Raw genomic sequence first — 24,998 nt, 5'->3', positions numbered from 1 at the left:
AAGAGTGCGGTATGCACAAATATAACGAGCCGCTGGAAGCCAAGCTCGGGTTCACCGTCACCGCGACGGGTGCGGTCACGGACATGCATGTCCTTAAATCGAGCGGCAACGCCACCTTTGACGAACAGGTCGCGCGCTGCGTATCGGGCTATACCTACAAGCCGGCCAGCCATGATGGCGTTCCGGTTGCGGCACCAGATACCTTCAATTTCCACCAGGCCGAAGTGCGCGATCTGGAGGGCGACAGCAAAGCCTTTTCCGATCTCGAACGCGACGCGGACAAGCGCTGCCACAAGCTTTATCCCCCCGACCGCAAATTCATGGGACCGCAAACGATCTCGATTGTCGTGGTCAGCCGCAAGAATGGCGGCGAGGTCGAAACCAAGGTGATGCAGTCGGCAGGCGAAAAGGCGGACCGCAACGCGGAAATCTGCCTCAAGAAGCTTGTGGCCGACCACGAGGAGCTGCCCACCACCTTCTCGCGCGGCATCGCGGTGGATTGGTCACACCGCCGCTAAGGGCAGATGCGACACGTCAGATATGACAAAGGCCGGGGGGGCGTCCCGGCCTTTTTTGTTGCCTAAAGATCAGGCGACCTTGGCGCAATCATCGCAAGGTGACAGTTCCACCGTGATATGGCTCAAGGAGGGGAAGCGCTGCTGCAGCTCGCCCTTCAGGCTTTCGCAGTTGCCTTGCCCGCCCGCGACCGAGACGATCAGCCCGTGATGGCCGGGGCCAAGCCGCCAGAGATGCAGGTCAAAGACCTTGCCGGGAATTTCCTGCTCCACCAGATGGCGGATGTTGTCGGCCATGTCCGGATCATCTTCGGCATCGAGCAGCACCAAGCCCGCATCGCGCAAAAGCCCCACCGCCCAGCTCGCGATCACCACCGCGCCTAAGACGCCGACCAGAGGATCGGCCCAGGCCCAGCCAAACCACATCCCCGCCGCCAAAGCGGCAATCGCCGCCACGCTGGTGGCCGCATCAGCCAAGACATGCACATAGGCGGCCCGCAGGTTGTTGTCCTGGGCATGATCATGGTGGTGATCATCGTGATCATGGTCGTGCGCGTGTTCATGTTCATGTTCATGGTCATGTTCATGGTCATGGTCATGGTCATGATCGTGACCGTGGTGATGATGGCCGTCATGCAGCAGGGCCGCCGAGGCGATATTCACGAGCAACCCGATAACGGCAATGAACAAGGCTTCGCGGTATTCCACTGTCACCGGGGTGAAGAGGCGATGCACAGACTCTATCGCCACGCCGATGGAGAGAATGCCGAGCACAATGGCGCTGGCGAAAGCCGCAAGATCGCCGAACTTGCCCGAGCCAAAGGAAAACCGCCGGTCCTTGGCGTGGCGCCGCGCCAGCCAATAGGCGGCGGCGGCAAGCCCCAGCGCCCCGACATGGGTCGCCATATGCACGCCATCGGCCAGGAGCGCCATCGAGCCGAACAACAGGCCGGTGGCAATCTCCACCCCCATAAAGGCGGCGGTCAGGATGGTGACAAGGCGGGCACGCTTCTCGGCGCGCTCATGGCCTGTGCCGAGGAAGACATGTTCGTGGGTAAATCGGGCGTGGTCATGCATGCGGCAAAGATACGCTATGACCCAGGGCAAGCGAAAATGAAAACACGCCACAAAAAGAAAAGGGCCCCGGAATCTGGGAATCCCGTGGGGCCCTGCTTTGCCAGCCGAACGATGGGGGGTTCAGCGGGCTTTAAGTCTTATGTTTTTCTCACAAACCAGGGCGGCGCTTCTTTGGCGGCGCTGCCGGCCATTTGTGTCGGCGCGGATTACGCCGTGTAACGCCCAAACCGGCAAGGCGGCGCCCTGACGCACAATCTGTGATAGAGACAACCTCAACCAGGCGGCGGGCCGTGCATATAGCTTTCCACCAGCGAACCCGCGATCAGGCGCCAGCCATCGACCAACACAAAGAAGATCAGCTTGAAGGGCAAGGAGATGATCACCGGCGGCAACATCATCATGCCCATGCTCATCAGGATCGAGGCCACGGCCATGTCGATGATGAGGAAGGGGATAAAGACCAGAAAGCCGATTTCAAACGCGCGCTTCAATTCGGAGATCATGAAGGCGGGCGCCAGCGTGGTGATGGGCAGCGCCGCGGGCGTTTTTGGCAGGTCTTTCTTGCCGCTCATATCCATAAAGAGTTTGAGGTCGGCTTGGCGCACATGGGCCAGCATGAATTTCTTCATTGGCACCGAGGCGCGATCAAGCGCGTCTGTGGTGGTGATCTGATTGTTCATCAAGGGCTCGACACCCGCGGCATAGGCATCTTTCAGCGTCGGCGTCATCACAAAGAGGGTGAGGAACATCGCCAGCGAAACCAGGACCGCGTTGGGCGGGCTGGTGGAAAGGCCAAGCGCAGTGCGTAAGAGCGACAAGACGACGACGATGCGCACAAAGCTCGTCATCATGATGAGGATGGACGGCGCCACGCTCAAAATGGTGATGAGGCCGATGATCTGCATCATGCGGTCGGTGAAAATCCCGCCGCCAGAAAGATCGATGGAAAGCCCGCCTGCCGCCGCCCCGGAGGAGGCCGCCGCAGCAGCCGCTGCGCGCGGTGCAGCTTCCGCCATGCCGGGCAGCATCAGAGCCGCCGCGACCAGACTGCCAATAAGAAGGACGCGGCGCAGAGTCATACCGGCTCTCCGGCCTTTTCACCGGCCTTTTCAGATGTCGCGGGCGGGACGATTCCGGCCTCGATCACCGTGGCCCCGGTGGGCGTGATCATGAGGAGATGTTCGACCCCATCGCGGCGAATGATCGCCAGGCGCTGACGGGGAGATAACATCAAGGTTTCCACGATATGAAGGCGACGTGTCGCATTTGGCTTTGCAAGGCCGGGGACACCGAACTTGCGCGTGGCCAGTCCCGCCGCCCCGATCAGGCCGAGAACCAGAAGCAAAGCCGCGAAGTAGCGGGCAAAGTCGAGCACATCCATGCCTTCATAAGACGCGCACATGCTTAATCATGGGTTAACCGGAGGAATAATTTGCCCGGCAGGATTTTCCCGTTGTGTTAAGCACGGCTTAAGAGATTGGCCCCAGCATAGGGCCCTGAAATAGGGACCCGCTCGCGCGCCATGCAAGTTGACGACATTCCATTGATGTCGATGCTGAAAAACCGGATGTCCTGGCTCTCCAAGCGCCAGGAGGTTCTGGCGCAGAACGTCGCCAGCTCCGATGTGCCCGGTTATAACGCGCGCGATCTCAAGCCGATGAATTTCGAGGAAACACTGCGCTCGACGCAGAAGAATTCCTCTTCGGGTCTGATGGTCACTGATCCGCGCCATATCGCGCTGCATCGCGATAACACGGCGTTCAAGGTCGAAGAACATCGCGATGTCGCCGCGGCCCCCAACGGCAATTCGGTTTCGCTGGAATCCGAAATGATCAAGGTCGCCGACACCCAGGCGCAATACCAGGCAGCAACCAATATCTATGCCAAGGCGATCGGCATGATGAAGACCGCCATTGGCAGAGGCGGCGGATAAGGAGTTAACCGATGGTGGATTTCACCACATCCATGGCGGTGGCCGCATCCGGCCTTCAGGCGCAATCAGAGCGCATGAAGACAATCGCCGAAAACATCGCCAATGCGAATTCGGCGGCCGCCACACCCGGCGCCGATCCCTATCGCCGCAAGATCCCGACGGTCACCACAAATTTCGACCGCGAGCTCAACGCCACCATGGTCAAGGCCGGAAAGCCGATGGCCGATCAGAGCGATTTCCGCCTGCAATACGATCCCGGCAATCCGCAAGCCGACGCCAAAGGCTATGTGAAGATGCCGAACGTCAACAGCCTGATTGAAATGATGGACATGCGCGAGGCGCAAAAATCCTATGAAGCCGATCTGTCGGTGATGGATGCGACCAAAGCGATGATGTCGCGCACGATCGATCTCTTGAAGAAGTAAGCCCGGCTCAAGAAGTGAGCGCCGATCCTTAAAACGAGGAGCCCAAGATGGCTGTCCTTCCTGCTGCCGCTGCCGCCGCCTATCAGTCCATTGCCAAGATGGGCTCCGTCGGGGGCGCTGGCGATGTCGCTTCTGCCGCACAAACAGGTGCCGGCGGCTTTGGCGATTTTCTTTCCGACGCCCTCAAAAGCTCCATCGACACGATGAAGCAGGGCGAGAAAATGGCTGGCGCCGGCGTCGCCGGCAAAGCCGATATCGTCGATGTGGTCAACGCCGTGAACCAGGCCGAGATCACCCTCGATACCGTCGTGGCGGTGCGCGACAAGGTCGTCGCCGCGTATCAATCCATCATGAACATGCCGATTTAAGGTCCTTTGCCATGTCCGGCCCAGAAGCCATCGATTTTGCCCGTTCCTCCATCTATGTGCTGCTCCAGGTCATCATGCCGACCATGTTGACGGCGCTGGTGGTGGGCCTTGCCATCGGCTTGTTGCAAGCCTTGACCCAGATCCAGGAAGCCACCCTTACCTTCGTGCCCAAGATCATTGCGGTGTTCGTGGTGCTGCTGATCTCGCTGCCGCTCTGCGGCTCGGCGATGAGCGGCCTCTTCAACGACATCACGCAGCGTATCGCGGCCTATTGATAGGTAACCTTAACGATGCACATCACCCTGCCAGCGTTGTCCGGGGCGGTGCTCGTCTATCTCCTCGTATTTTCGCGCTGCGGCGCGATGCTGATGCTGCTTCCGCCCATCGGCGACATCAACGTACCCTCACGCGTGCGCCTGATGCTGGCCTTGGCCGTGACCATGGCGATGGCGCCGACGGTCTCTGCTGCCTATCCCGCCGCAGCCCCGAAAACCGCGATCGCCCTGGCCGTGATGATCGGCATGGAAGTCACCGCAGGTGTTCTGATCGGCACACTGGCGCGCATCATCATGAGCTCGATCAATATCGCCGGCTCCATGATCGCCAACCAGATGGGGCTTTCCTTCGCCGAATCCCTCGACCCCACCAGCCATGGCCAGCAGGGCGCAGTGATCGGCAACTTCCTCTCCATGCTTGCGGTGGTGCTGATCTTCTCGGCCAATCTGCATCACCTCGCCATCGGCGCGGTGGCGGGCTCTTATCATCTCATTCCGCCGGGCTCGGCGCTTCCCACCGCCGACATGGCCGAACTTGCGATCCGGCTCGTTTCCGGGTCCTTCGCGCTCGGCTTTCAATTGTCGGCGCCCTTTATCGTCTTCGGCTTTGCGGTCAATGCGGGCTTTGGCGTTCTGGCCCGCATGCAGCCGCAGCTTCAGGTCTTCTTCATCGCCACGCCGTTCAACATTCTCGTCGGTTTCGTGATGCTGACCCTCATCATCGGCACCATGATGACCATCTTTCTCAACTTCTACGGCCAGCAAATGGCGGCGTTTCTCTGAAGGAATAAGCCGTGGCCGATGATCGCGACGAGGAACAGCAAACCGAAGAGCCGACACAGAAGCGGTTAGATCAGGCGCGCGAACATGGCGATGTGATCCAAAGCGCCGAAGTGACGACCCTGATCCTGCTTTTGGGCGGCACTTTGTCGGTGGCGATGTTCGCACAAAACGCCTCGATCGAGCTCAGCAAGCTCTTTCGTACCTTCATCGCCGAACCCGATCAAATTGGCACCGATGGCGCCTCGCTAAAGATCCTGATGGGCATGCTTCTGATGAAGCTTTTGATCATCATCGGCCCCATGCTCGGCTTCATGATGCTCTCGGGCATTGTCGCCAACGTCCTGCAGCATCGCCCGACCTTCAGCTTTGAAAAGCTCAAGCCCAACCTCAACAAGCTGAACCCGATCAGCGGATTTGGCCGCATGTTCGGTAAAGAGGGCTTGGTGAACATCATCAAGGGCATCCTCAAGATCGCCATTGTCGGCGCCGCGATCTGGTTTCAGGTCTGGCCGGAGCGAGCGCTGGTGGAAGCCAGCCTGACTCAATCGCCGGGCGCGGTGGCGGGCGATATGAGCCATCTTTTTTTCAAGGTGATGCTGGCGACACTCTGCTCCATGCTGCTGATCGCAGGCGTCGACTATCTCTACCAATACATGCAGTTCATGAAGCGTAACCGCATGTCGAAGCAGGAGATCAAGGAAGAATTCAAACAGACCGAAGGCGATCCGCATGTCAAAGGCAAGCTCAAACAGATGCGGATGGAGAAAGCCAAGCGCCGCATGATCGCCGCCGTGCCGAAAGCCACCGTGGTCATCACCAACCCGACCCATTTTGCGGTGGCGCTGTACTATGAATCCGGCAAGACCCAGGCGCCGGTCTGCGTCGCCAAGGGCACCGACGCGCTCGCCTTGCGTATCCGCGAAGTGGCCAAGCAGCATGAAGTTCCCATTGTGGAAAATCCGCCGCTCGCCCGCGCGCTCTACGCCACGATCGAGGTGGACGACCCCATCCCCTCCGACCATTATAAGGCCGTGGCCCAGGTCATCTCCTATGTCATGAAGCTGACCGGGAAAATCAGGGCGAATTAGCCGCCGGCGTTGCCTTCACCGCCCTGCTGCGGCAGGGTGCGGCCCGCGTTACATAACGGCTTTGGCGATGCGACTTCTGATTGATACCGATACGGCGGGCGATGATTGTTTCTCTATTATGGTCGCCGCCGCGCAGCCGGATGTGACCATCGAAGCCATCACCATCTGCAATGGTAACATCGCTTTTAGCCAGCAAATCGAGAATGCGCTGAAAACGCTGGATGTTGTGGGCCTTGGCGGCAAGGTGCCGGTTTATCCCGGCTGCCCCAAACCGCTTTTGCGCGATCATGTCGATGCCGCTTACGTCTTCGGCGAAGACGGCATGAGCGGCGCCCACTACGCCAAAACCCGCCAGCGCCCCGAAAAACGCCATGCGGTGGAGGCGATGATCGACCTCATCATGTCCAACCCCGGCGAGATCAGCATCATCGCGCAGGCGCCCCTGACCAATATCGCAGTCGCCTCGGCCATGGAGCCGCGCATCGTGAGCGCCCTCAAACATCTCTGGATCATGGGCGGCACGGATAATGGCGTCGGCAATGTCACGCCCGCCGCCGAATATAATTTCTATGTCGATCCCGAAGCCGCCGCGATGGTGTTCAATGCCGGGTTCAACATCTCGCTCGTGACCTGGACGCTGACCTTGGAATCGAGCTGGATGGGCGAAGACGATCTCGCCGAAGTAGCGAGCTATGGCAGCGAAAAGTCCGCCTTCTTCACCAAGGTCAACGAGGCCGCGGTCGCCTTCAGCCAGGCCCATTACGGCCATGGCGGCACGGTGCATCCCGACGCGCTCACGACTGCTTGCGCCCTGGTGCCCGGCATTGTGCAGGAAAGCGAAGACTGCCTGGTGGAAATCGAAACCGCCTCACGCCTGACCCGCGCCTATTCCAGCGTGAGTCATGCGCAAGTGCCCAAACAAGAAGTCGCCGACCCGGCGCTCGGCAAGGCTAAAGCCGCGAATGCACGCGTGATCAAAAAAGCCGACGGCGCCCTCTTCCGCAAAGTGCTGAAGCAGGCGCTAAAATAAAAGGCGTGGGAAACCCCGCGCCTTCCGCGCTTACGAAAGCTGTTTGATCAAGGCTTTGGCGACCGCTTCGGAGCTCGCCGGATTCTGGCCGGTGATGAGTTTTCCATCTTCCACCAGATAAGGCTGCCAATCCGGGCCTTTTTCATAAAGTCCGCCGAGAGACTTGAACTCGTCTTCGATGAGGAAAGGCACGACATCGGTCAATTCCACCGCGGCCTCTTCGCTGTTGGTGAAACCGGTCACTTTGCGCCCTTTAACCAAAGGCGCGCCGTTGGCCGCTTTCACAAGGCGCAACACGCCCGGCGCGTGGCAGACAAATCCGATGGGCTTGCCGGAGCGTTCAAACGCCTCGATCAGCGCGATGGATTGGGCGGATTCGGCAAGATCCCAGAGCGGGCCGTGGCCACCGGGATAAAACACGGTGTCGAAATCTTCCGCCTTCACACCCTCCAAAAGCACCGTGTTGGCGAGTGCGCGCTGGGCTTCGGGATCGGCTTTAAAGCGATGCGTCAGCTCGGTTTGAAAGTCGGGAAGATCGCTTTTGGGATCAAGTGGCGGCTGGCCGCCTTTGGGAGAGGCCAGCGTGATCTCAGCCCCCGCATCTTTGAAGGTGTAGTAGGGAGCGGCAAACTCCTCGAGCCAGAAGCCGGTCTTTTTGCCGGTGGTGCCGAGCGTGTCGTGCGATGTCAGGACGATCAGGACTTTCATGAATCTCTCCGCATGATGCGATGGATGGGGAGCACATCACCACGAGGCGGGCGGCCGGCGCATTCCAGCAGCGCAGCGGCGGGCGGCAGTAAAGCACTTCGATTAGGGCGATATAAGAGCGCAACGGCCCTGTTCAAGACGGGGCCGCGAAATCACGGACTTAATGCGCGTGCCCATATGTTCGGACGTGTGGCACACAAGCCTTCGCGCCAGGATACGTAGCGGCGGGATTACTTACACATCGCCTCGAGCTCAGCCATGTGATTGTCGGGGCCTTGCGGGACGGGGATATTCTTGGCGGCGAGCGCTTGCTCAAGCCCGCGCGGCGGGGCGGGCAATGAGGGATCGGCGTAAGCGGCGTAATGCGGATCGGTCATCGCTTCTTGCAGGCTGATGAAGCTGACGCCCAGCTCCTTATAGCGCGCGATTACCTTGGGCAGCATATGGGCCTGGAACGAGCCGATATGCAGCAGCATGATGTAGGGGATGTCGTGGCCATAAAGCGCGGCAGAAAGCTTGCGCGAATAGGCGAGCCCCTCTTCAGCGCGGGCAAGATACATCGCTTCCAGCTTGGCGATCGCTGCGCCGTCCGATTTGGCGAGGCAGCGGGCATAGACGCTAGGGTAGTCCCAATCGTTCAGCCCGGTCGTGACCGTGCCGATCTTGTAGCCGGATTTGGCGAGAAACGCCCGGAACTCCGCCCGCTGGGCTTCATCCTTGCCTTCGTCGACAAAGGGATAGCGGAACCAATGCCAATCGCTGGTACCAGCATATTGGCGCAGCGTCTCTTCGTTGCGGTTGGTATTGGTTTCGAAACTCGCCGTCGGGGTATTGGAAAGTCCGGGATGGCTCCAGGTGTGATTGCCGAGGAAATTGCCGCTCTCCACCCACAGCTTCAGGACCGGTGCTGAGGCGGGCTCATTCACCGCGCCCACGCCATTGACGAAGCCGACCGTCGGCGGAATGCCGCCCGCGGTTAAGGCATCGGTGAGCTCTTTGGCGATTCCCATGCGGGTAAAGCCTGCGGGCAGAACGCCATGCACTGGCAGATCATCGAAGGTCAGAACGACGCGCGGCTCGGCCATGGCAGCCCCCGATAAAAAGACGGCGGCTAAAGCGAGCGCGCGGATCGTCATTTGGTTTTGCCCTTCGTCGTCTTCGCCGCCAGAGCCTTGGCCGCGAAAGTCCCCATGACTTGATAGCCAGAAGCGTTGGGATGCAAGCCATCGCCGGTATCATAGGCCGGATTGAGGTTGGCGGGATGGGACGGATCGCGCATCACGGCGTCGAAATCGATCACCCCATCGAAGAGTTTCTGGCTCTTGATCCAGCCATTCACCGCCGCCCGATCCGCCTCGTTGGCGGCATCAGGATGGTAATAGGCATTGGTGCCATAAGGCAGGATGGTGGCGATATAGGCCTTCAGCCCATGGGCATGGGCGCGCTCCGCAATTTGGGTGAAGCCGGAAATGAGGCGAGCGACAAGCGCGGCATGCTCTTCGGGCGTGGCGGGCTTTTCGCGGGTAAGGCCGCCAAGGTCATTAACGCCTTCATAAACGATCACGCTCTCCACGCCGGGCGGGGAAAACACCTCGCGCTCCAGCCGTGCCAGCGCCGCCGGGCCAAGGCATTGGGTGAGCACACAATTGCCGCCAATACCGGAATTCAAGACGCCAAGATGGCGGGTGGCATTCTGGGCCTGGAAGGCCGCGGCCATCACATTGGTCCAGCGGTCATTGCCATTGGTGGTCGAGCCGCGCCCATCGGTGATGGAATCGCCCAGCGCCACCACGGCTTTGGTTTTGGCGGGGGCGAGCACCTCGATGCGGTCGATCTGGTACCAGTGGTCCACCGTCTTGGCCCCGGTCACCACCGCATCGGAGAGGTGGTCGCCAGGGAGCACATAAGACGTCTGGCGCGATCCGGGATGGCTGGTCTCAATCGCAGGCGCCGCGTCGTAGCGGATGGAAATCGCGATATCGGAAAGCGGGCCAACCGGCATCGCCACCGGATCGGAGACATAAGCCGCACCTGCCGGGATGGTGACATCGCCATGGCCGCCAAAGGTCAAAACGTGGTCGCTGGAAGGATCGATGCCGCCGCCCGGCAAGGACTTGGCGACATGGACGGCAGGAAGATGCAGCGGCGCGGACCCGAAAGCGTTCGACAGCACCAGACGGAAAGCCTTGCCGCCGGTCGAAAGCCGCACGGACTGGCGCAAGGTGGCACCGGTCAGATCGGCGGCGGGCAGGATATTGTCGCCCACGGCGATCATCTGAGAGGTGGCCCAGCTCGTGACCCATTGCTCTTGGGCTTTGGGCTCTTGGGCTTTGGGCGCGGCAGCGACCGCACTGGTCAGGGCCGTTCCAGTCAAAAGCATCAAAGCCAAGGTCTTGCGCATATCTGTCTTCCGCCCGTGGGGCCGCTGTTTCGCGGTATCTGTTATCGGTACCAGACTTATAATCCGAGGGCGCCCAGGCGCAATCGCGAGCCGCCTCCGGCCATGGTAACTTTCGAAAGAGCGAAAAAAAGTTCTAGTGTCGCAAGAGGTTCGAATCACATGGCGGTTGGCGGCTTGAAGGACATTACGCTGAGCGTGCCGGGCGGCAATTGGCGCTGGGCTGCGGTGGCGTTCACCGTTCTGGCCTTTGCCGCTGCTTTATTGGCCGTGGCCGCGCCGCAAGACGCGCAATGGGCGGGCGCCGCCCTGCTTCTCGGCATCGGGGGAGTGGCGAGTTTGGTGCTCTTTGGCCTGTGGCAAAAAAAATGGCTTTCCGGAGCCGATGTGCGCCGTCTGGCGGAAGCCGCCGCCAAATCCAATGTCGCCTGGGCCATTACCGGCGAAGATGGCGCGGTGACCGAGTGCAACGATACCTACCGGCGCATGGCAGGTGCTGATGGCGATGCCGCCGCCCCGCCCGAATTGGCGCTGGCCGGTGAAGCCTCTGCCGCTGTGCTCTATCGCCTGACCAAAGCCGCAGCCGAGGGCCAACCCCGCGAAGAGACTTTCCCGGTCGCGCCGGGGCTCGAAATCGTGGCCGCTGTCCGCCCGATGGCGGATGCCCATTCGGTGTGGTGGTTCACCCCGCGCCTTGCCCCCGGCGCCCGCACCGCCAGCCCAGCCCCCGGCATCGCCGTGCCGGCCCCTTCTGCCGAAGCGAAACCCATTGAAGCCCCCGGCGATGTCATCCGCGACGCCCCGATGGGCATCGCCTTTGCCGATGCGGATGGTACCCTGACCGAGGCAAATTCCGCTTTCCGCTCTTTCTTCGCCGCCGCGGTGGCGGGCCGTTCTTTGGGCGAGCTTGTGGAAGTGGGCGACCGGCCCCGGGCGCTCGATCTGGTCGCCAAGGCGGCGCGCGGCGAATCCAACCTCGCCTCTGTGGAAGTGCGCGCCAGCGGCGGCACCGAACGGATGGCGGAAGTCTTTGCCAGCCCCATGCCGGGCGGCAAGGCGGTGCTTTATCTCCTCGACGTCTCTGAGCAGAAGGCGCTCGAAGTCAAATTCGCCCAAAGCCAGAAGATGCAGGCCGTCGGCCAGCTCGCCGGCGGGGTGGCGCATGACTTCAACAACCTTCTGACCGTCATCATCGGCAATTCCGAATTCTTGCTGATGCGCCATCAGGCAGGCGATCCCTCTTTCAAAGAGATCAACGAAATCCATCAGAACGCCTTGCGCGCCGCGACCCTTGTGGGCCAGCTGCTGGCCTTCAGCCGCAAGCAGACCATGCAGCCGAAAGTTCTGGCCGTGCGCGATGTGGTGGGCGAGCTTGCCCTGATGCTGCGCCGCCTTTTGCGCGAAGGCATTGACCTCAAACTCGAGCATGGCAGCGAGCTTTGGCCGGTGCATGCCGATGAGGCGCAGATTTCCAACGCCATCATCAATCTCGTCGTTAATGCGCGCGACGCCATGCCCAATGGCGGCACGGTGACCATCCGCACGGCCAATGAAACGACGGCCAATGCCTCGGCGCTCGGCACCGCCATCATGCCCGCGGGCGAATATGTCCGCATCGATGTCGCCGATACCGGCACCGGCATTCCGCAGGAAATTTTGGGCAAGATTTTCGACCCCTTCTTCACCACCAAGCCGGTCGGCCAGGGCACGGGGCTGGGGCTCGCCACCGTTTATGGCATCGTCAAGCAATCGGGCGGCTTCATCACGGTGGATTCGGAGATGGGGCGCGGCACGACTTTCCGAGTTTATCTGCCGCGACACCACATCGAGTCCGTCACGGTGGTGCAGGAACAGGAAAAATCGGCGCCGCGCGATGTCACCGGCCAGGACACCATCCTGCTGGTGGAAGACGAAGAAGCGGTGCGCAGCTTCGCGGCCCGGGCGCTTCGGATGCGCGGCTATAATGTGATCGAGGCCTCCGGCGGCGAAGAAGCGCTGGAACATGTGAAGGACGGCAAGGCGCCGATCCATCTCGTGATCACCGACGTGGTGATGCCGAACATGGATGGCCCAACCCTGGTGCGTCAGGTCAAACGCATCCGCCCCGATATGCAGGTGATCTTCATGTCGGGCTATGCCGAAGAAGCTTTCCGGCGCAATGACGAGAAGGCCGAAGACCTCCACTTCCTGCCCAAGCCTTTTGGCCTGAAACAGCTTGCCGCCAAGGTGAAAGAAGTGCTGTCAGGCGCGCCGGCGACGAAGAAGTAGGGGCTGAGCTCGAAGTCAGTCGAAAAGGGGATGCACAATGTCGGGGGGCAATTCGCTCATAAATTTCGGCGATTTATCCAAGCCCGTGACGACTCTAATCGAAAAGATTTCAGACGCTGTCGGAGGGATAGCACGTCCTGGGCAGATTATTAGCGTCGCCAAAGCGGAAGCCAAAGCGGAAATTATTCGCGCCGAAGCGCGCATCGAAATCTCCGACCTCGAGCGGCGTGCAATGGAGCGCATGTTCCGAGAAGAGGCTCAGAAGCAAGAAAATATAGAGAACATCACTGCCAAAGCCCTTCCACTACTCAAAGAAGACGCCAAACCTGATCAGATAGAAAAGGATTGGCTTACATATCTCTTCGATCGGGCTCGATTATTTTCCGACGACGAGATGCAAATGTTGTGGGCCAAGATCTTGGCTGATGAAGCGAACACCCAAAACTCTTTCAGTAGACGAACAATCGAAATTGTCGCAAGCATGGACAAACGCGACGCGAGGCTATTTACAAAATTCTGCTCTTTTTGTTGGGACATTCCTTCAAAGATTCCAGTCATTTTTAGCGAGGACAACCGTCAAGTTTATGCAGACCAGGGAATTCATTTTTCGCTATTGGAACATCTCGATGCGATCGGATTGCTACGGCATTCGCCAAATGCAAACTTCTTACTGACAGAGCAGTCAACCACGATAGATGCTAGTTATTTCGGTGAACGAGTGAAAATTGCCAATCCCGGCTCTCAGCCTCTAGAAGTTGGCGAAGCGATGTTTACCCGGGCAGGATCAGAACTCGCCACCATCTGTGTTGCAGAAAAAAACGAAGCCTATTTCGAACACGTTCTTGCAGTGTGGGGCGCCCGTGGTTTCCCGGCCATAACCGGGGACTCGACCATTCCTTGAACAAGCTATTTTGATAGAAGCTGCATTATTCACGTCACCGCCTCATTAGGATTCAGCCGGATTATCCGCGTGAAGAGCGTTGAAGTTCTCCAGCCATCGGGTTCGATATGCAGGTGATCTTCATGTCGGGCTATGCCGAAGAAGCTTTCCGGCGCAATGACGAGAAGGCCGAAGACCTCCACTTCCTGCCCAAGCCTTTTGGCCTGAAACAGCTTGCCGCCAAGGTGAAAGAAGTGCTGTCAGGCGCGCCGACGACGAAGAAGTAGTAGCCCGATAAATTTGAAAACGATTCGCAACTACCGGTGTGTAGCAGGCACGCGCTTGCACATCGGTTGAGAGCGTAAACTCCTGGCCGCAATGAAGAATTTCTGAAATCGTCGCGGACACGGGTTCTTACTTGCGAAACACTCGCATTACCTCTTATGAGCCTATTGAGAGTAATTCTTAGTAGGAACTTTTAGAGGGGTAAAATGATAAAGCGTCACATTCGCGGGAACACAGCATTGGCTGCTGTCATGGCGGCGGGGATTTGCGCGGTGGCGGCAAACGCCGAAGGAGCGGCAAAAACCGAAGGCGTTGAGACGGTCACGGTCACCGGCCAGTCCATCAATCTGGATGTGAAAGGCCATACCCCGCTTCTGGAGACGCCGCAGAACATCCAAATCCTCTCCGCCGACCTCCTCGCCAGCCAGAATGTGACCCGGCTGGACGAAGCCTTGCGCAATGTCGCCGGTGTGATGGGCGGGGGCTATTACCAGTCCTATGATTATTTCCGCATTCGCGGCTTCGACGCCTCGGGCTTCATCTATCTCGATGGTATGCGGCTCGACTCCTATGTCGACGTGAATGCCGAAATCTCGGGGCTGGAACAGATCCAGGTGGTGAAGGGTCCCGCCTCTGCCCTTTATGGCCAGGGTGCGCTGGGCGGTCTCGTGAATTTCGTCAGCAAGCGGCCGACCCGCGACGCTTTTCTGAATGTCAGCGCGGCCTACGGTTCTTTCGACAGTTATGAGCTGTCGCTGGACGGCAACCGGCCGATCACAGGCGATGTCGCTGCAAGGCTGGTGGCGACCTGGCGCCAGGCGGGCAGCTTCGCCGATCATTCCAGTGGCGACAACCGCATCTATGTGGCGCCCTCGGTCACCTGGGATATCGATGCCGATACCAGCGTGACGCTGCTCTCTTCCTATCAGCACGACAAGTTCAACATGGTGATGCCGCTGACCGCGCTCGGCACCATCACGCCGTCGAAATACGGCACCTATTCGCTCAAAACCTATACCGGTAATCTCGGCGACGATAACCACTCCTGGGTCAACCGCACCCAGCTTGGCTATCAGGCGAGCCACCGCTTCAACGATGTTTTTACCCTCAACCATCGCCTGCGCTACACGGTCAACGATCAGCGCTGGAACAAAATTCTCTATACCTCATCGCTGGTCGACACCGGCTCGACGCTGGCGCTTTCTCAGTACCCTTATGACTATGACAGCTTCGGCACGATGATCACGACCGATACGTCGTTATCGGCCGATTTCACCACCGGCCCCTTGCGCCATCAGGTGATGATCGGCACCGATTATGCCATCACCCATTCCCATTCGCATTCCGGCCAGATCGATTACGCAGATCCCAATTCCTATGTGGTGATCGATCTTTTCCACCCCACCTATCACAAGCCGATGCCGGTCTATAAGAGCTTCGCTTCCGCCCACGAAAGCCTCAACACACTTGGCACCTATGTGCAGGACCATATCACGTATGGCGATTTCACCCTGACCGCCTCTCTGCGTTGGGACGATGCGCATTCGATCAGCGGCGGCGCCGATAAGACCGATGTCGCCTATACGCCGCGCTTAGGGCTGACCTATGCGGTGATGCCGGACGCAGTACTGTTCGCGAGCTATAGCGAATCCTTCCTGCCGCAAAGCGGGACGCTCTTCTCAGGCGAGCCCTTGAAGCCGGAAACCGGACGGCAATGGGAAACCGGCGTTAAGGCGAGCTTGCTCGATGGGCATATCGATCTTTCCGCCTCGCTCTATTACCTCACCCGCAACAATGTGGCGACCTCGGATCCCACCCATCCCTTCTCCAGCATCCAGAGCGGCAAACAACGCAGCCGCGGCTTTGAATTCGACAGCCGCTTCAACATCGTGGAAAACTGGCAGGCGATTTTCACCTATGCCTATACCGATGCGGTGGTGATCGAAGACAATACCTATCCGGTGGGCGATCAGCTTTCCAATGTGCCTAAGAACAGCATCGGGCTGTGGTCGCGCTATGCCTTTGATGGCGCGCTGAATGGGCTCTCGGTCAATGGCGGGGTCTATTACTATTCGAGCATGGCGGGCGATCTGCCCAATACTTTCCGCCTGCCCTCTTACACACTGGCCAATGCAGGTATCGCCTATGATTACGGTGATGCCACACTGCAGCTTTCCTTCAAGAATCTCTTCAACGAACGCTATTTCTCCGGCTCCTATAACGACGTCTATGTCCAGCCGGGGGCCACGCGCAGCATCGAAGCCCGCCTCTCTTACCGGCTCTGATGCGCGCCGCATTTACTTTTTTGCACCGATATGTGGGGCTTGCCATCGCGATCTTTCTCGCGCTGGCAGGCCTCAGCGGCAGCGTGATCGTGTTCTATCAGGAGCTCGATCGTGCCTTGAATCCGGACCTATTCAAGGTGCCCGTAACCCAATCCGCACCTCTTTCGCCCTCGCACTTAGCGGCGACCGCGGAGGCGCAATTGCCGGGCAGCAAAGTCACCATGCTGTCGCTGCCGCCACGCGGCCGTGCGAGCGAGATTTGGGTGATCGGGCGCGGCAATGCGCTTTCCTATAATCAGGTTTTTGCAGACCCCGCTACCGGCAAGGTACTGGGCAAGCGCTTATGGGGCGAGGCCGGGGTTAGCCGCGCCGCCCTGATGCCGATGCTCTATCTGTTTCACTACACGCTGAAATTGCCAGGCGTGATCGGCATTTGGCTGATGGGCATTATCGGCTGCCTTTGGACGCTCGATTGCTTTACCGCTTTTGTGCTGACACTGCCGCGCGCGAAGCCCTTTTGGAAAAAATGGAAGACCTCCTGGTCGATCAAGCGCGGCGCGGGCGCCTATCGCTTGAATGTCGATCTGCATCGCGCTGGCGGCTTGTGGCTCTGGGGCGTGCTCTTGGTTCTGGCGACAAGCGGCGTGGCGCTTAATCTTCCCGAACAAGTTTTCCGCCCCCTTCTGAAAAGCGTCACGACGCTTTCGCCCGGCTTGCACGACCTTCGTCCCCCGAGCACCGCCGCTCATACTCCGCTGCTATCTTTTGATGATGCGCTGCGTCTTGGCCGCCAGAAGGTGCAAGGCGAGTTCGTGCCGCAATGGGTTTTTGCCGAACCCGAGCATGGCAGCATCGGTGTCGGCTATGGCAACAGGGGCGATAAGGGCATGGATGGCTTTGGCCTATCCTACCTTTATTTCGATGACCGCAGCGGCAAGCTGATCCTTGCCCAAGAGGCTGGCAAAGGCCGCGCCGCCGACATTTACGCCGGCATGCAGTATCAGCTTCACACAGGACGCATCTTAGGCTGGCCGGGACGTATCCTGGTTTGCCTGACGGGGCTGGCGGTGGCGATGCTGTCTGTCACGGGAATCGTGATCTGGCTCAAAAAACGTGCCGCGCGCCGGAGCAAAGTTACGACTCGCACTCGACATCAAGACTCGGTTTGAAGGCGGGGGAGAGAAGCACGGTGATCACAAAGGTCACCGCAAAGAGCACCACAAACGTCATGGCGTGGCGCTCCAGATAATAGCCGGGCTGCTGGATCAGGCTGTAGACCAGCATGCCCGAGGCGAACATGTTGAGGCGCAGCGCCCAACGGCCCGAAAACCACATGCCGATGCCGGACACGATCAAAAGCAGCGCGGTGGTGAATTGCGCGGTCAGGGTCGTCACCAGCTCCATCGGCTTTGCGCTCATATCCGGCAGCAGCGACATCGCCCACAAAACCGACCAGAACACGCCCATGGCAAGGCCCATGGTCACCGAATAGACAGAGACGATGTTGCGCATCTACCAGCTCCCGCGTTGCGCGAGTGCTGATGTCGCACCCCTGTGGCGTGAGCAGGGCGCGATCATGCGCGATTGCAGCCATTTGAAGGTATTCGATTTCGCCTTGGACGGGTTTTGGCCTGAATTGCCGAAGGCCTTAATGCCGCAGATCAGCGCTAACCATGATCCCGGGACGCGATCCGCGCACTAAGCCATTCCGGGAAATAATTTTTTCTCGGCCTTAGGTTTTCGCAGCAGGCGCTAGGGCGCGGCGGGGCCCGAGGATGTGCCTCAAGCCCGCCATAAAAGCCCGAGCCCAACAGGGCGCCCTTCTCAAGCGGCCTGGCGCTTCTTTAAATAGGCGGCCAGCGCAGCGTCCGGGCCCAGAATGTGATCCTTGATGAGCTGGCGCATGATATCGAGGTGCTCCAGCGTGACCGGATCGTGCGCCTTGGCATGGGCCAGCGTATCGGCCATCAGCGTGGTGAACTGCAGGCGCATATTGCGGTGCTGGAACTTGTGCTCCGCAGTGAAGGGAAAGGCGCTTCTCTCCATCTCTTCTTCCTCATGCTCGAAATGCAAATTGGCGAGGGTGAGCGCTTCGGTGATGACCCATTCGGCCTTTTGCTCGACCGACCTTTCGTGGAAACACTGTTCGAAAGCATCAAAAAGCTCGGCAAGCTTGCGATGCTCCGCGTCCATCATCTCCACGCCCAGAATGAGACCGGAAAAATCGATGACCATGCGCGGATGTCCTTGGAAAACCGCACTCGACGATAGGCGCCGCCCCTTTCCCACCTCTTACAAAATGGAGCCAAAGGGCCATCCGAAGCCTAGGTATTTTCCTCCCGGCAGGAGCCTTGAGTCGGGGGCTAACACCCTCTCGGAGAACAGCTTTTAGGGCCTCTGGAATCACTCTGCACAGCCCCCGCCGCGCGCGCCTGCGGGGCTGCTATCTGAAGCTGAAAAGAGCCCAGAATCTGGTTTCATGGTCCAGTTTTGTTCCAACTGGAACGGTGAGAGAACATGATAAGGTATTATTCCGCTAAATCAGGTCTTTATCTAGCGGCTTGCCAAAGAGAACAAAGCGTGTACTTTGGCATGCATAGCGGCTCTTCGGAAATTCATTGGGAATAGAGAGCCAGCCGTGGTCTAAGGGAGCTGAAGCGATGAGTCAGGCACCGTTGCGCGTCGTGGGCAAAGAAGACAACAACGATAAGAAGAAAGCGCTGGAAGCGGCGCTGTCACAAATTGATCGCGCCTTTGGCAAAGGCAGCGTGATGAAGCTTGGCCAGCGCGAACCTGTGACCGCGGCGGACACGGTTTCGACCGGCTCTTTGGGCCTCGATATCGCGCTTGGCATCGGCGGCTTGCCGCGTGGGCGCATTGTCGAAATCTACGGCCCGGAATCCTCGGGCAAGACCACGCTGGCCCTGCATGCGGTGGCCGAAGTCCAGAAAAAGGGCGGCATTGCCGCCTATGTGGACGCCGAACACGCCATGGACCCGGGCTATGCCACCAAGCTGGGCGTGGACATCAACGAGCTCCTGATTTCCCAGCCGGATACTGGCGAACAGGGCCTCGAAATCGCCGATACGCTGGTGCGGTCGGGCAGTGTCGACATCGTGGTGATCGATTCGGTCGCCGCTTTGACCCCCAAGGCCGAGCTTGAAGGCGAGATGGGCGACCAGCTCCCCGGCCTCCAGGCCCGCCTGATGAGCCAGGCCCTGCGCAAGCTGACCGGCTCGATCTCCAAGTCGAACTGTCTGGTCATCTTCATCAACCAGATTCGCATGAAGATCGGCGTGATGTTCGGCAACCCCGAAACCACGACCGGCGGCAATGCGCTGAAATTCTACTCTTCCGTGCGCCTGGACATCCGCCGCATCGGCGCCATCAAGGACCGTGACGAGGTGGTGGGCAACCAGACCCGCGTCAAGGTGGTGAAAAACAAGGTCGCTCCGCCCTTTAAACAGGTCGAATTCGACATTATGTACGGCCTCGGAATCTCCAAGACCGGTGAACTTCTCGACCTCGGCGTCAAAGCCGGGATCGTGGAAAAGTCGGGCTCTTGGTTCTCCTATGATGGCACCCGAATCGGTCAGGGGCGCGAAGCCGCTAAGACCTACCTTGCGAACAACAAGGAGGTCGCCGACACGATCGAAGCCGCCATCCGGCAGAATGCCGGTCTGATCGGCCAAGCGCTGGCGCTGGGCGGTGAAGATTCGGAAGCCGCGGAGGGGTAAGACCTTCGCGAACAGTTTTCAGGTCTGTTCCCTTGTTGGCATGAGGGAGCGACTCCGGGGGGCGTAGCGGGCAACCGCTGCGCCCCTTCCCGTTTGGGGGCCTTGCCCTTTGCCCCGCGCGCGACTCCGCACCCCCAAAGCCTCTGATGACAAGGATTTAAGCCCCCGCTAAAAGGGTCCCTATGACTAGTCTTGCAGATCTCCGCTCCGGCTTCCTCGAATTCTTCCGGGACCGCCAACACGCCGTCGTTCCGTCCTCGCCGCTGGTGCCGCGAAACGACCCCACCCTGCTCTTCACCAATGCGGGCATGGTGCAGTTCAAGAACGTCTTCACGGGCGCGGAGAAGCGGCCCTATTCGAAGGCGACGACGGTGCAGAAATGCGTCCGCGCCGGGGGCAAGCACAACGATCTGGATAACGTCGGCTATACCGCCCGCCACCACACCTTCTTCGAGATGCTGGGCAATTTTTCTTTCGGCGATTACTTCAAGGAAGAAGCCATCACCTATGCCTGGGATCTGATCACCAAGAAGATCGGCCTGCCCAAGGACAAGCTTCTGATCACCGTCTATCCCGAAGACGACGTTGCGCGCGGGCTCTGGAAGAAGATCGCCGGTCTCTCGGACGACCGCATCATCGGCCATGAGAGCAACCTCTGGGCTATGGGCCCGGTGGGGCCTTGCGGTTTCTGCTCGGAAATCTTCATCGATCAGGGCCCTAATGTCTGGGGCGGCCCTCCCGGCTCGGCCGAGGAAGATGGCGACCGCTTCCTGGAATTCTGGAACCTCGTTTTCATGCAGTTCGAGCAGGTGGATGAGAATACCCGCATCGAGCTGCCCAAGCCCTCCATCGATACCGGCATGGGGCTGGAGCGTCTTGCCGCCATCCTGCAGGGCAAGACCAACAATTACGAAACCGACCTTTTCCGCCATTTGATCGCGGCCTCGGTCGAGTTTTCGGGCGCCAAGGCGGAAGGCGATATCCTTCCCAGCCACCGCGTCATCGCCGACCATTTGCGCGCCTCCTCCTTCCTGATCGCCGAAGGCGTGCTGCCCTCCAATGAAGGGCGCGGCTATGTCCTGCGCCGTATCATGCGCCGCGCCATGCGCCATGCGCATCTGATCGGCTCCAAGGACCCGTTGATGCACCGCCTGGTGCCCGCCCTTGTCGCCGAGATGGGCGAGGCCTATCCCGAACTGCCGCGCGCCCAGGCGCTGATCACCGAGACCTTGAAGCTGGAAGAAGCCCGCTTCCGCGAGACCCTGGCCCGCGGCCTCAAGCTCTTGGACGAAGCCAGCACCACGCTCGGCAAGGGCGATACGCTGGATGGCGAGACCGCCTTCAAGCTTTACGACACCTATGGCTTCCCGCTCGACCTCACCCAGGACGCGCTGAAATCGCGTGGCGTGGGCGTGGATCTGGCCGGCTTCACCGATGCCATGGCCCGCCAGCGCGCTGAAGCCCGCAAAGCTTGGGCAGGTTCGGGCGAAGCTGCCACCGATACCCAATGGTTCTCCATCGTGGACGAACTCGGCAAGACCGAGTTCCTGGGCTACGACACCGAAGAGGCAGAAGGCACCGTCATCGCCATCCTGAAAGACGGCGCGCGCGTGCAATCGGCCAAAGCGGGCGAAACCGTCCGCATCGTCACCAACCAGACGCCTTTCTATGGCGAATCCGGTGGTCAGGTGGGCGATCATGGCTTGGTCAAGAATGCCAAGGCCGAAGGCAAGGTCACCGAGACCGAGAAAAAGCTCGGCGCCCTGATCGTGCATGTGGTCGAAATCGAAAAAGGCGAGATTTCTGTCGGCGATGCGCTCGACCTCAAGGTCGATTCCGAACGCCGCCGGGCTACCCGCGCCAACCACTCCGCCACCCATCTTCTCCATGCCGCGCTGAAGCGCGTTCTGGGTCCGCATGTGGCGCAGAAGGGTTCGATGGTATCGCCGGATCGCTTGCGCTTCGACTTCAGCCACCCGAAACCGATGACTCTCGACGAGCTGCAAAAGGTCGAAGAGCTGATCAACGCGGTGATCCGTCAGAACAGCGATGTCACCACCCGCCTGATGCCGACCGACAAGGCGATCGAAGCGGGCGCAGAAGCGCTGTTTGGCGAGAAGTATGGTGATGAAGTGCGCGTGCTCACCATGGGCCGCGATCTTGAAATCGACGGCAAACCCTATTCGGTCGAGCTTTGCGGCGGCACCCATGTCTTCCGCCTCGGCGATATCGGGCTTCTCACTATCCTCTCCGAAAGCGCGGTTGCTTCGGGCGTGCGCCGTATCGAGGCGCTGACTTCGGAAGGCGCCCGCCACTACCTCGCCCATCAGGCCGAACTCGCCAAGGAGGCTGCGGCGGCGTTGAAGACGAGCCCGGCGGAACTGCCTGCGCGTGTCGCGCAGCTGGCCGATGACCGCCGCCGTCTGGAGCGCGAACTCTCCGAAGCCAAAAAGGCTTTGGCGCTCGCCGGTCCTGCCAAGGGCGGGGCGGAAAGCGATGTGAAAGAGATCGGCGCCTTCAAAGCCGTGCTCCGTGTCGTCGAAGGGGTTTCGCCCAAGGACCTGAAGGGTCTGGCGGACGATGCCAAGACCAAGCTCGGCTCCGGCATTGTCGCCTTTGTGGCGGTGGCCGATGGCAAAGCCTCGCTGGTGGTGGGCGTGACCGATGATCTGACCAAGACCGTCAGCGCGGTGGATCTTGTCCGCGTGGGCTCGGAAGCCTTGGGTGGCAAGGGCGGCGGTGGCCGTCCCGACATGGCCCAGGCTGGCGGTCCCGATGGCGATAAGGCCGATGTGGCGCTGGCCGCCATCGAAGCCAAGCTGAAGACGCTGTAGAGGCGATGGGCGGGGCGCGGTCCAGCTACGCAAAGCTCCGCCATCGCGCTTATCTTGTGCTGGAAGGCGGCCCGGCTCATGGCAAGCTGGGCGAGGCGATCGAGATTTTCATCGTCGTCCTCATCATTGCCAATGTGGTCGCCTTCACGCTGCAAAGCGTGCCTTCCATCCGCGAGCCTTATTGGTTCGATCTGGAGGCCTTCGAGGTTTTCTCGGTCGCCGTTTTCACCCTCGAATATATCGCGCGGCTGTGGGTGGCGATCGAAAACCCGCTCATCCGCAGCCATGGGCGCTGGAAAGGACGGCTACGCGCCGCCCTGACCCCGACCATGGTGATCGACTTCTTCGCGGTGGCGCCGGTCTATTTCACGGTCTTCTTTCCTTATCTCGATTTGCGCTTCCTGCGCATGGTGCGCCTCTTCCGGCTTCTCAAGATCGCGCGCTATTCGCCGGCGCTGTCGACTTTGGGCCGGGTTCTGGCGGCGGAGCGCCGCGCCCTTTACGGCACCTTTCTGCTGCTCATCTGTGCCACCGTGTTTGCCGCCGCGGTGATGCATGCGGTGGAAGGCTCGGTGCAGCCGGATAAATTCGGTACCATCCCCTCGGCAATGTGGTGGGCGATCACCACGCTGACTACGGTCGGTTATGGCGATGAAGTTCCGATCACCTTCTGGGGGCGCGTCGTGGCAGGCTTTACCATGGTGATGGGGCTTGGCGTTCTGGCCTTGCCGGTCGGTATTGTCGCCAACGGCTTTATGACCTCCATCCATCAGCGCGAATTCGTCGTCACCTTCGGCATGCTGGCGCGCGTGCCGCTGTTCAAGGATTTCGACGCCAAGCTCCTCAGCGAGGTGATGAGCGTCTTGCGCAGCCAATCGGTCGCCAAAGGCACCATCATCGCCGTGAAGGGCGCCCCCGCGCATGCGATGTATTTCATCATCTCCGGCGAGGTGGAAGCCGAGGTGGCGCGCCGCCCGGTCCGTTTCGGCCCCGGCGATTTCTTCGGCGAGCTGGCACTACTGCATCAGACCCATAGGCGCGCGACCATCGTGGCGCTGACCAATTGCCGTCTCTTGGCGCTTTCGGCAGAGGATTTCACCATGCTGACACGCAAGCATCCGCCTTTGCGCGGCCATATCGAACGCGCCGCCGAGGCCCATCTTGTCCGCTACGAGCGCGAGGGCGATATTCCAGCCGCCGAGATCTCCGCCGCCACCGAGCGGCGCTTCGAGATCCAAGAAGATGTTTGATGGCGCCGAGCACCTCGATCTTCGCGGGCTGAAATGCCCTTTGCCCGCCTTGATGGCACGCCGGGTTCTTATCAACGCCGCGCCAGGCACGGTGCTTTTGGTGATCTGCGATGACCCGCTCTCACACCTGGACCTGCCGCATATGGCGCGGCAAGAGGGCTTCACCGTGTTGAGCGAAGCCCACGAGGGCGGGATTTATCGCGCCCATCTGCAGCGCCGTTAGGGCTGCGGGGTACGGGCCATCGGTCCGATGTGTTCCAGCACGTCTTCCGCCTTGATGGCGCGCGGCTCGCGCATGGCTTCGGGCTGGTTCAAGAGCACGATCTCCGCGAAGGCCTCATAGGATGTGATCGGACGTGTGGTGATATCGGTCCCGGCACCGACGCCCCAACCGGACCAGCTATGCCAATAGCGGCCATAGCCGCGCCAGCCCGGCCAGCCCACGAAATCGCTTCTATAGGTGGTCTGGGCCTGGGTATCGCGGGTGTCGAAGATAAACCAGTGATAGCCCGCCTTCAGGGTCACCTCGGCAGCGCGCAGAAGAAGATAATTCTCCACCACCTCGCGACGGGTCGAGGAATTGCCGGTGAAGGTCACCCGATAGCGATTCGCGGCGAGCTGCTCATCAGTGTAGCCGGTGCCGCTTTGGGGGTCGCGGGGATGATAAGTGGCCGGGGTCTGACAGGCCGCGAGGATCAGGCATGCCCCCACTGCAACACTCACGCGGGCAAAAGCTGACATCCTCATCTCTCCCTTGATCGCATTCTGGGGACTACGCGGCAAAGAGTAACCCTATGGCGTCGCAAAAGTTCCTCAGCTTGCGTCATTTTTCCTAACTAACCAGTCATTTTGTACTTGC

26 protein-coding genes are annotated in these 24,998 nt (G+C 60.0%); 17 read left to right on the top strand and 9 right to left on the bottom strand.

All coding sequences use genetic code 11. From position 1 onward, the window contains the following. Positions 1-11 precede the first annotated feature (11 nt). Entirely contained in the window at positions 12-518 is a 507-nt protein-coding gene (locus tag FHS83_RS08215; RefSeq protein WP_167082507.1) for an energy transducer TonB, read from the top strand. Positions 519-587: 69 nt separating this feature from the next. Here FHS83_RS08215 and dmeF read toward each other — a convergent pair whose 3' ends face one another. From dmeF to FHS83_RS08200, 3 genes are all read right to left on the bottom strand, one after another. Then, positions 588-1,592, bottom strand: coding sequence for a CDF family Co(II)/Ni(II) efflux transporter DmeF (gene dmeF / locus FHS83_RS08210; RefSeq protein ID WP_167082506.1), 1,005 nt, complete (start codon positions 1,590-1,592; stop codon positions 588-590). A gap of 272 nt (positions 1,593-1,864) precedes the next feature. Continuing rightward, a complete protein-coding gene (fliP, locus tag FHS83_RS08205; protein ID WP_167085346.1) occupies positions 1,865-2,620 on the bottom strand; it encodes a flagellar type III secretion system pore protein FliP in 756 nt (251 codons plus the stop codon). Between the two features lie 47 nt (positions 2,621-2,667). Next, positions 2,668-2,973 carry a FliO/MopB family protein gene (locus FHS83_RS08200; protein ID WP_167082505.1) on the bottom strand — a complete coding sequence of 102 codons (306 nt, stop codon included), beginning with the start codon at positions 2,971-2,973 and terminating at the stop codon, positions 2,668-2,670. A 141-nt stretch (positions 2,974-3,114) separates the two neighbouring features. On the opposite strand from FHS83_RS08200, the gene flgB reads away from it, so the two are divergent. From flgB to FHS83_RS08165, 7 genes are all read left to right on the top strand, one after another. Further along, a complete protein-coding gene (flgB, locus tag FHS83_RS08195) occupies positions 3,115-3,525 on the top strand; it encodes a flagellar basal body rod protein FlgB (protein ID WP_167082504.1) in 411 nt (136 codons plus the stop codon). Positions 3,526-3,536: 11 nt separating this feature from the next. Next, entirely contained in the window at positions 3,537-3,950 is a 414-nt protein-coding gene (gene flgC, locus FHS83_RS08190) for a flagellar basal body rod protein FlgC (protein WP_167082503.1), read from the top strand. 47 nt (positions 3,951-3,997) lie between these two features. Next, a complete protein-coding gene (gene fliE / locus FHS83_RS08185; protein WP_167082502.1) occupies positions 3,998-4,318 on the top strand; it encodes a flagellar hook-basal body complex protein FliE in 321 nt (106 codons plus the stop codon). A gap of 11 nt (positions 4,319-4,329) precedes the next feature. After that, the gene (locus FHS83_RS08180) at positions 4,330-4,593 is read left to right on the top strand and encodes a flagellar biosynthetic protein FliQ (RefSeq protein WP_167082501.1); all 264 of its coding nucleotides are present in this window, start codon (positions 4,330-4,332) and stop codon (positions 4,591-4,593) included. A gap of 15 nt (positions 4,594-4,608) precedes the next feature. Beyond that, entirely contained in the window at positions 4,609-5,376 is a 768-nt protein-coding gene (fliR, locus tag FHS83_RS08175) for a flagellar biosynthetic protein FliR (RefSeq protein WP_167082500.1), read from the top strand. Between the two features lie 11 nt (positions 5,377-5,387). Then, a complete protein-coding gene (gene flhB, locus FHS83_RS08170) occupies positions 5,388-6,464 on the top strand; it encodes a flagellar biosynthesis protein FlhB (protein ID WP_167082499.1) in 1,077 nt (358 codons plus the stop codon). Between the two features lie 67 nt (positions 6,465-6,531). Then, the gene (locus FHS83_RS08165) at positions 6,532-7,494 is read left to right on the top strand and encodes a nucleoside hydrolase (RefSeq protein WP_167082498.1); all 963 of its coding nucleotides are present in this window, start codon (positions 6,532-6,534) and stop codon (positions 7,492-7,494) included. Between the two features lie 30 nt (positions 7,495-7,524). Here the strand turns inward: FHS83_RS08165 and FHS83_RS08160 are convergent, their stop codons facing one another. The 3 genes from FHS83_RS08160 to FHS83_RS08150 all read right to left on the bottom strand — a co-directional run bounded on the left by FHS83_RS08160 (position 7,525) and on the right by FHS83_RS08150 (position 10,603). Next, positions 7,525-8,202: a type 1 glutamine amidotransferase domain-containing protein gene (locus FHS83_RS08160; RefSeq protein WP_167082497.1), complete on the bottom strand. Its 678-nt coding sequence runs from the start codon at positions 8,200-8,202 to the stop codon at positions 7,525-7,527. A 230-nt stretch (positions 8,203-8,432) separates the two neighbouring features. After that, complete coding sequence (locus FHS83_RS08155) at positions 8,433-9,287, bottom strand: polysaccharide deacetylase family protein (RefSeq protein WP_167082496.1); 855 nt, start codon at positions 9,285-9,287, stop codon at positions 8,433-8,435. A 47-nt stretch (positions 9,288-9,334) separates the two neighbouring features. Then, positions 9,335-10,603 carry an SGNH/GDSL hydrolase family protein gene (locus tag FHS83_RS08150; protein WP_167082495.1) on the bottom strand — a complete coding sequence of 423 codons (1,269 nt, stop codon included), beginning with the start codon at positions 10,601-10,603 and terminating at the stop codon, positions 9,335-9,337. 159 nt (positions 10,604-10,762) lie between these two features. Here FHS83_RS08150 and FHS83_RS08145 point away from each other — a divergent pair, with 159 nt between their 5' ends. From FHS83_RS08145 to FHS83_RS08125, 5 genes are all read left to right on the top strand, one after another. After that, positions 10,763-12,868, top strand: coding sequence for a PAS domain-containing sensor histidine kinase (locus tag FHS83_RS08145; RefSeq protein ID WP_167082494.1), 2,106 nt, complete (start codon positions 10,763-10,765; stop codon positions 12,866-12,868). A 37-nt stretch (positions 12,869-12,905) separates the two neighbouring features. Continuing rightward, positions 12,906-13,769 carry a DUF2806 domain-containing protein gene (locus FHS83_RS08140; protein ID WP_167082493.1) on the top strand — a complete coding sequence of 288 codons (864 nt, stop codon included), beginning with the start codon at positions 12,906-12,908 and terminating at the stop codon, positions 13,767-13,769. Between the two features lie 107 nt (positions 13,770-13,876). Then, a complete protein-coding gene (locus tag FHS83_RS08135; protein ID WP_167082492.1) occupies positions 13,877-14,035 on the top strand; it encodes a hybrid sensor histidine kinase/response regulator in 159 nt (52 codons plus the stop codon). 204 nt (positions 14,036-14,239) lie between these two features. Continuing rightward, positions 14,240-16,318 carry a TonB-dependent siderophore receptor gene (locus FHS83_RS08130; protein ID WP_167082491.1) on the top strand — a complete coding sequence of 693 codons (2,079 nt, stop codon included), beginning with the start codon at positions 14,240-14,242 and terminating at the stop codon, positions 16,316-16,318. Next, entirely contained in the window at positions 16,318-17,487 is a 1,170-nt protein-coding gene (locus FHS83_RS08125) for a PepSY-associated TM helix domain-containing protein (RefSeq protein ID WP_167082490.1), read from the top strand. The genes FHS83_RS08130 and FHS83_RS08125 overlap by 1 nt, the downstream gene beginning before the upstream one ends. Here FHS83_RS08125 and FHS83_RS08120 read toward each other — a convergent pair. Together FHS83_RS08120 and FHS83_RS08115 are read right to left on the bottom strand one after the other, a co-directional pair. Continuing rightward, positions 17,453-17,830 (bottom strand): DUF8058 family membrane protein, encoded by a 378-nt coding sequence (locus tag FHS83_RS08120; protein WP_167082489.1) that lies wholly within the window; start codon positions 17,828-17,830, stop codon positions 17,453-17,455. The genes FHS83_RS08125 and FHS83_RS08120 overlap by 35 nt on opposite strands. Before the next feature lie 312 nt (positions 17,831-18,142). Beyond that, positions 18,143-18,553 (bottom strand): hemerythrin domain-containing protein, encoded by a 411-nt coding sequence (locus tag FHS83_RS08115; protein ID WP_167082488.1) that lies wholly within the window; start codon positions 18,551-18,553, stop codon positions 18,143-18,145. Between the two features lie 425 nt (positions 18,554-18,978). On the opposite strand from FHS83_RS08115, the gene recA reads away from it, so the two are divergent. The 4 genes from recA (at position 18,979) to FHS83_RS08095 (ending at position 24,362) form a co-directional block, all read left to right on the top strand. After that, positions 18,979-20,055 (top strand): recombinase RecA, encoded by a 1,077-nt coding sequence (gene recA, locus FHS83_RS08110; RefSeq protein WP_167082487.1) that lies wholly within the window; start codon positions 18,979-18,981, stop codon positions 20,053-20,055. A 182-nt stretch (positions 20,056-20,237) separates the two neighbouring features. Next, positions 20,238-22,889, top strand: a complete 2,652-nt coding sequence (gene alaS, locus FHS83_RS08105) for an alanine--tRNA ligase (protein ID WP_167082486.1) — start codon at positions 20,238-20,240, stop codon at positions 22,887-22,889. Positions 22,890-22,894: 5 nt separating this feature from the next. Continuing rightward, positions 22,895-24,139, top strand: coding sequence for a cyclic nucleotide-gated ion channel (locus tag FHS83_RS08100; RefSeq protein ID WP_167082485.1), 1,245 nt, complete (start codon positions 22,895-22,897; stop codon positions 24,137-24,139). After that, the gene (locus FHS83_RS08095; protein ID WP_167082484.1) at positions 24,132-24,362 is read left to right on the top strand and encodes a sulfurtransferase TusA family protein; all 231 of its coding nucleotides are present in this window, start codon (positions 24,132-24,134) and stop codon (positions 24,360-24,362) included. Before FHS83_RS08100 ends, FHS83_RS08095 begins: the two co-directional genes overlap by 8 nt. Here the strand turns inward: FHS83_RS08095 and FHS83_RS08090 are convergent. Then, positions 24,359-24,880 carry a CC0125/CC1285 family lipoprotein gene (locus FHS83_RS08090; protein ID WP_167082483.1) on the bottom strand — a complete coding sequence of 174 codons (522 nt, stop codon included), beginning with the start codon at positions 24,878-24,880 and terminating at the stop codon, positions 24,359-24,361. The two genes, FHS83_RS08095 and FHS83_RS08090, sit on opposite strands and share 4 nt — an antisense overlap. Between the last annotated feature and the right edge of the window lie 118 nt (positions 24,881-24,998).

It is taken from the genome of Rhizomicrobium palustre (genome assembly GCF_011761565.1).
GTDB classification, from domain to species: Bacteria; Pseudomonadota; Alphaproteobacteria; order Micropepsales; family Micropepsaceae; genus Rhizomicrobium; species Rhizomicrobium palustre.
Note: the sequence above shows the minus strand (reverse complement) of the source record. Positions and strands in the feature narration are given on the sequence as shown.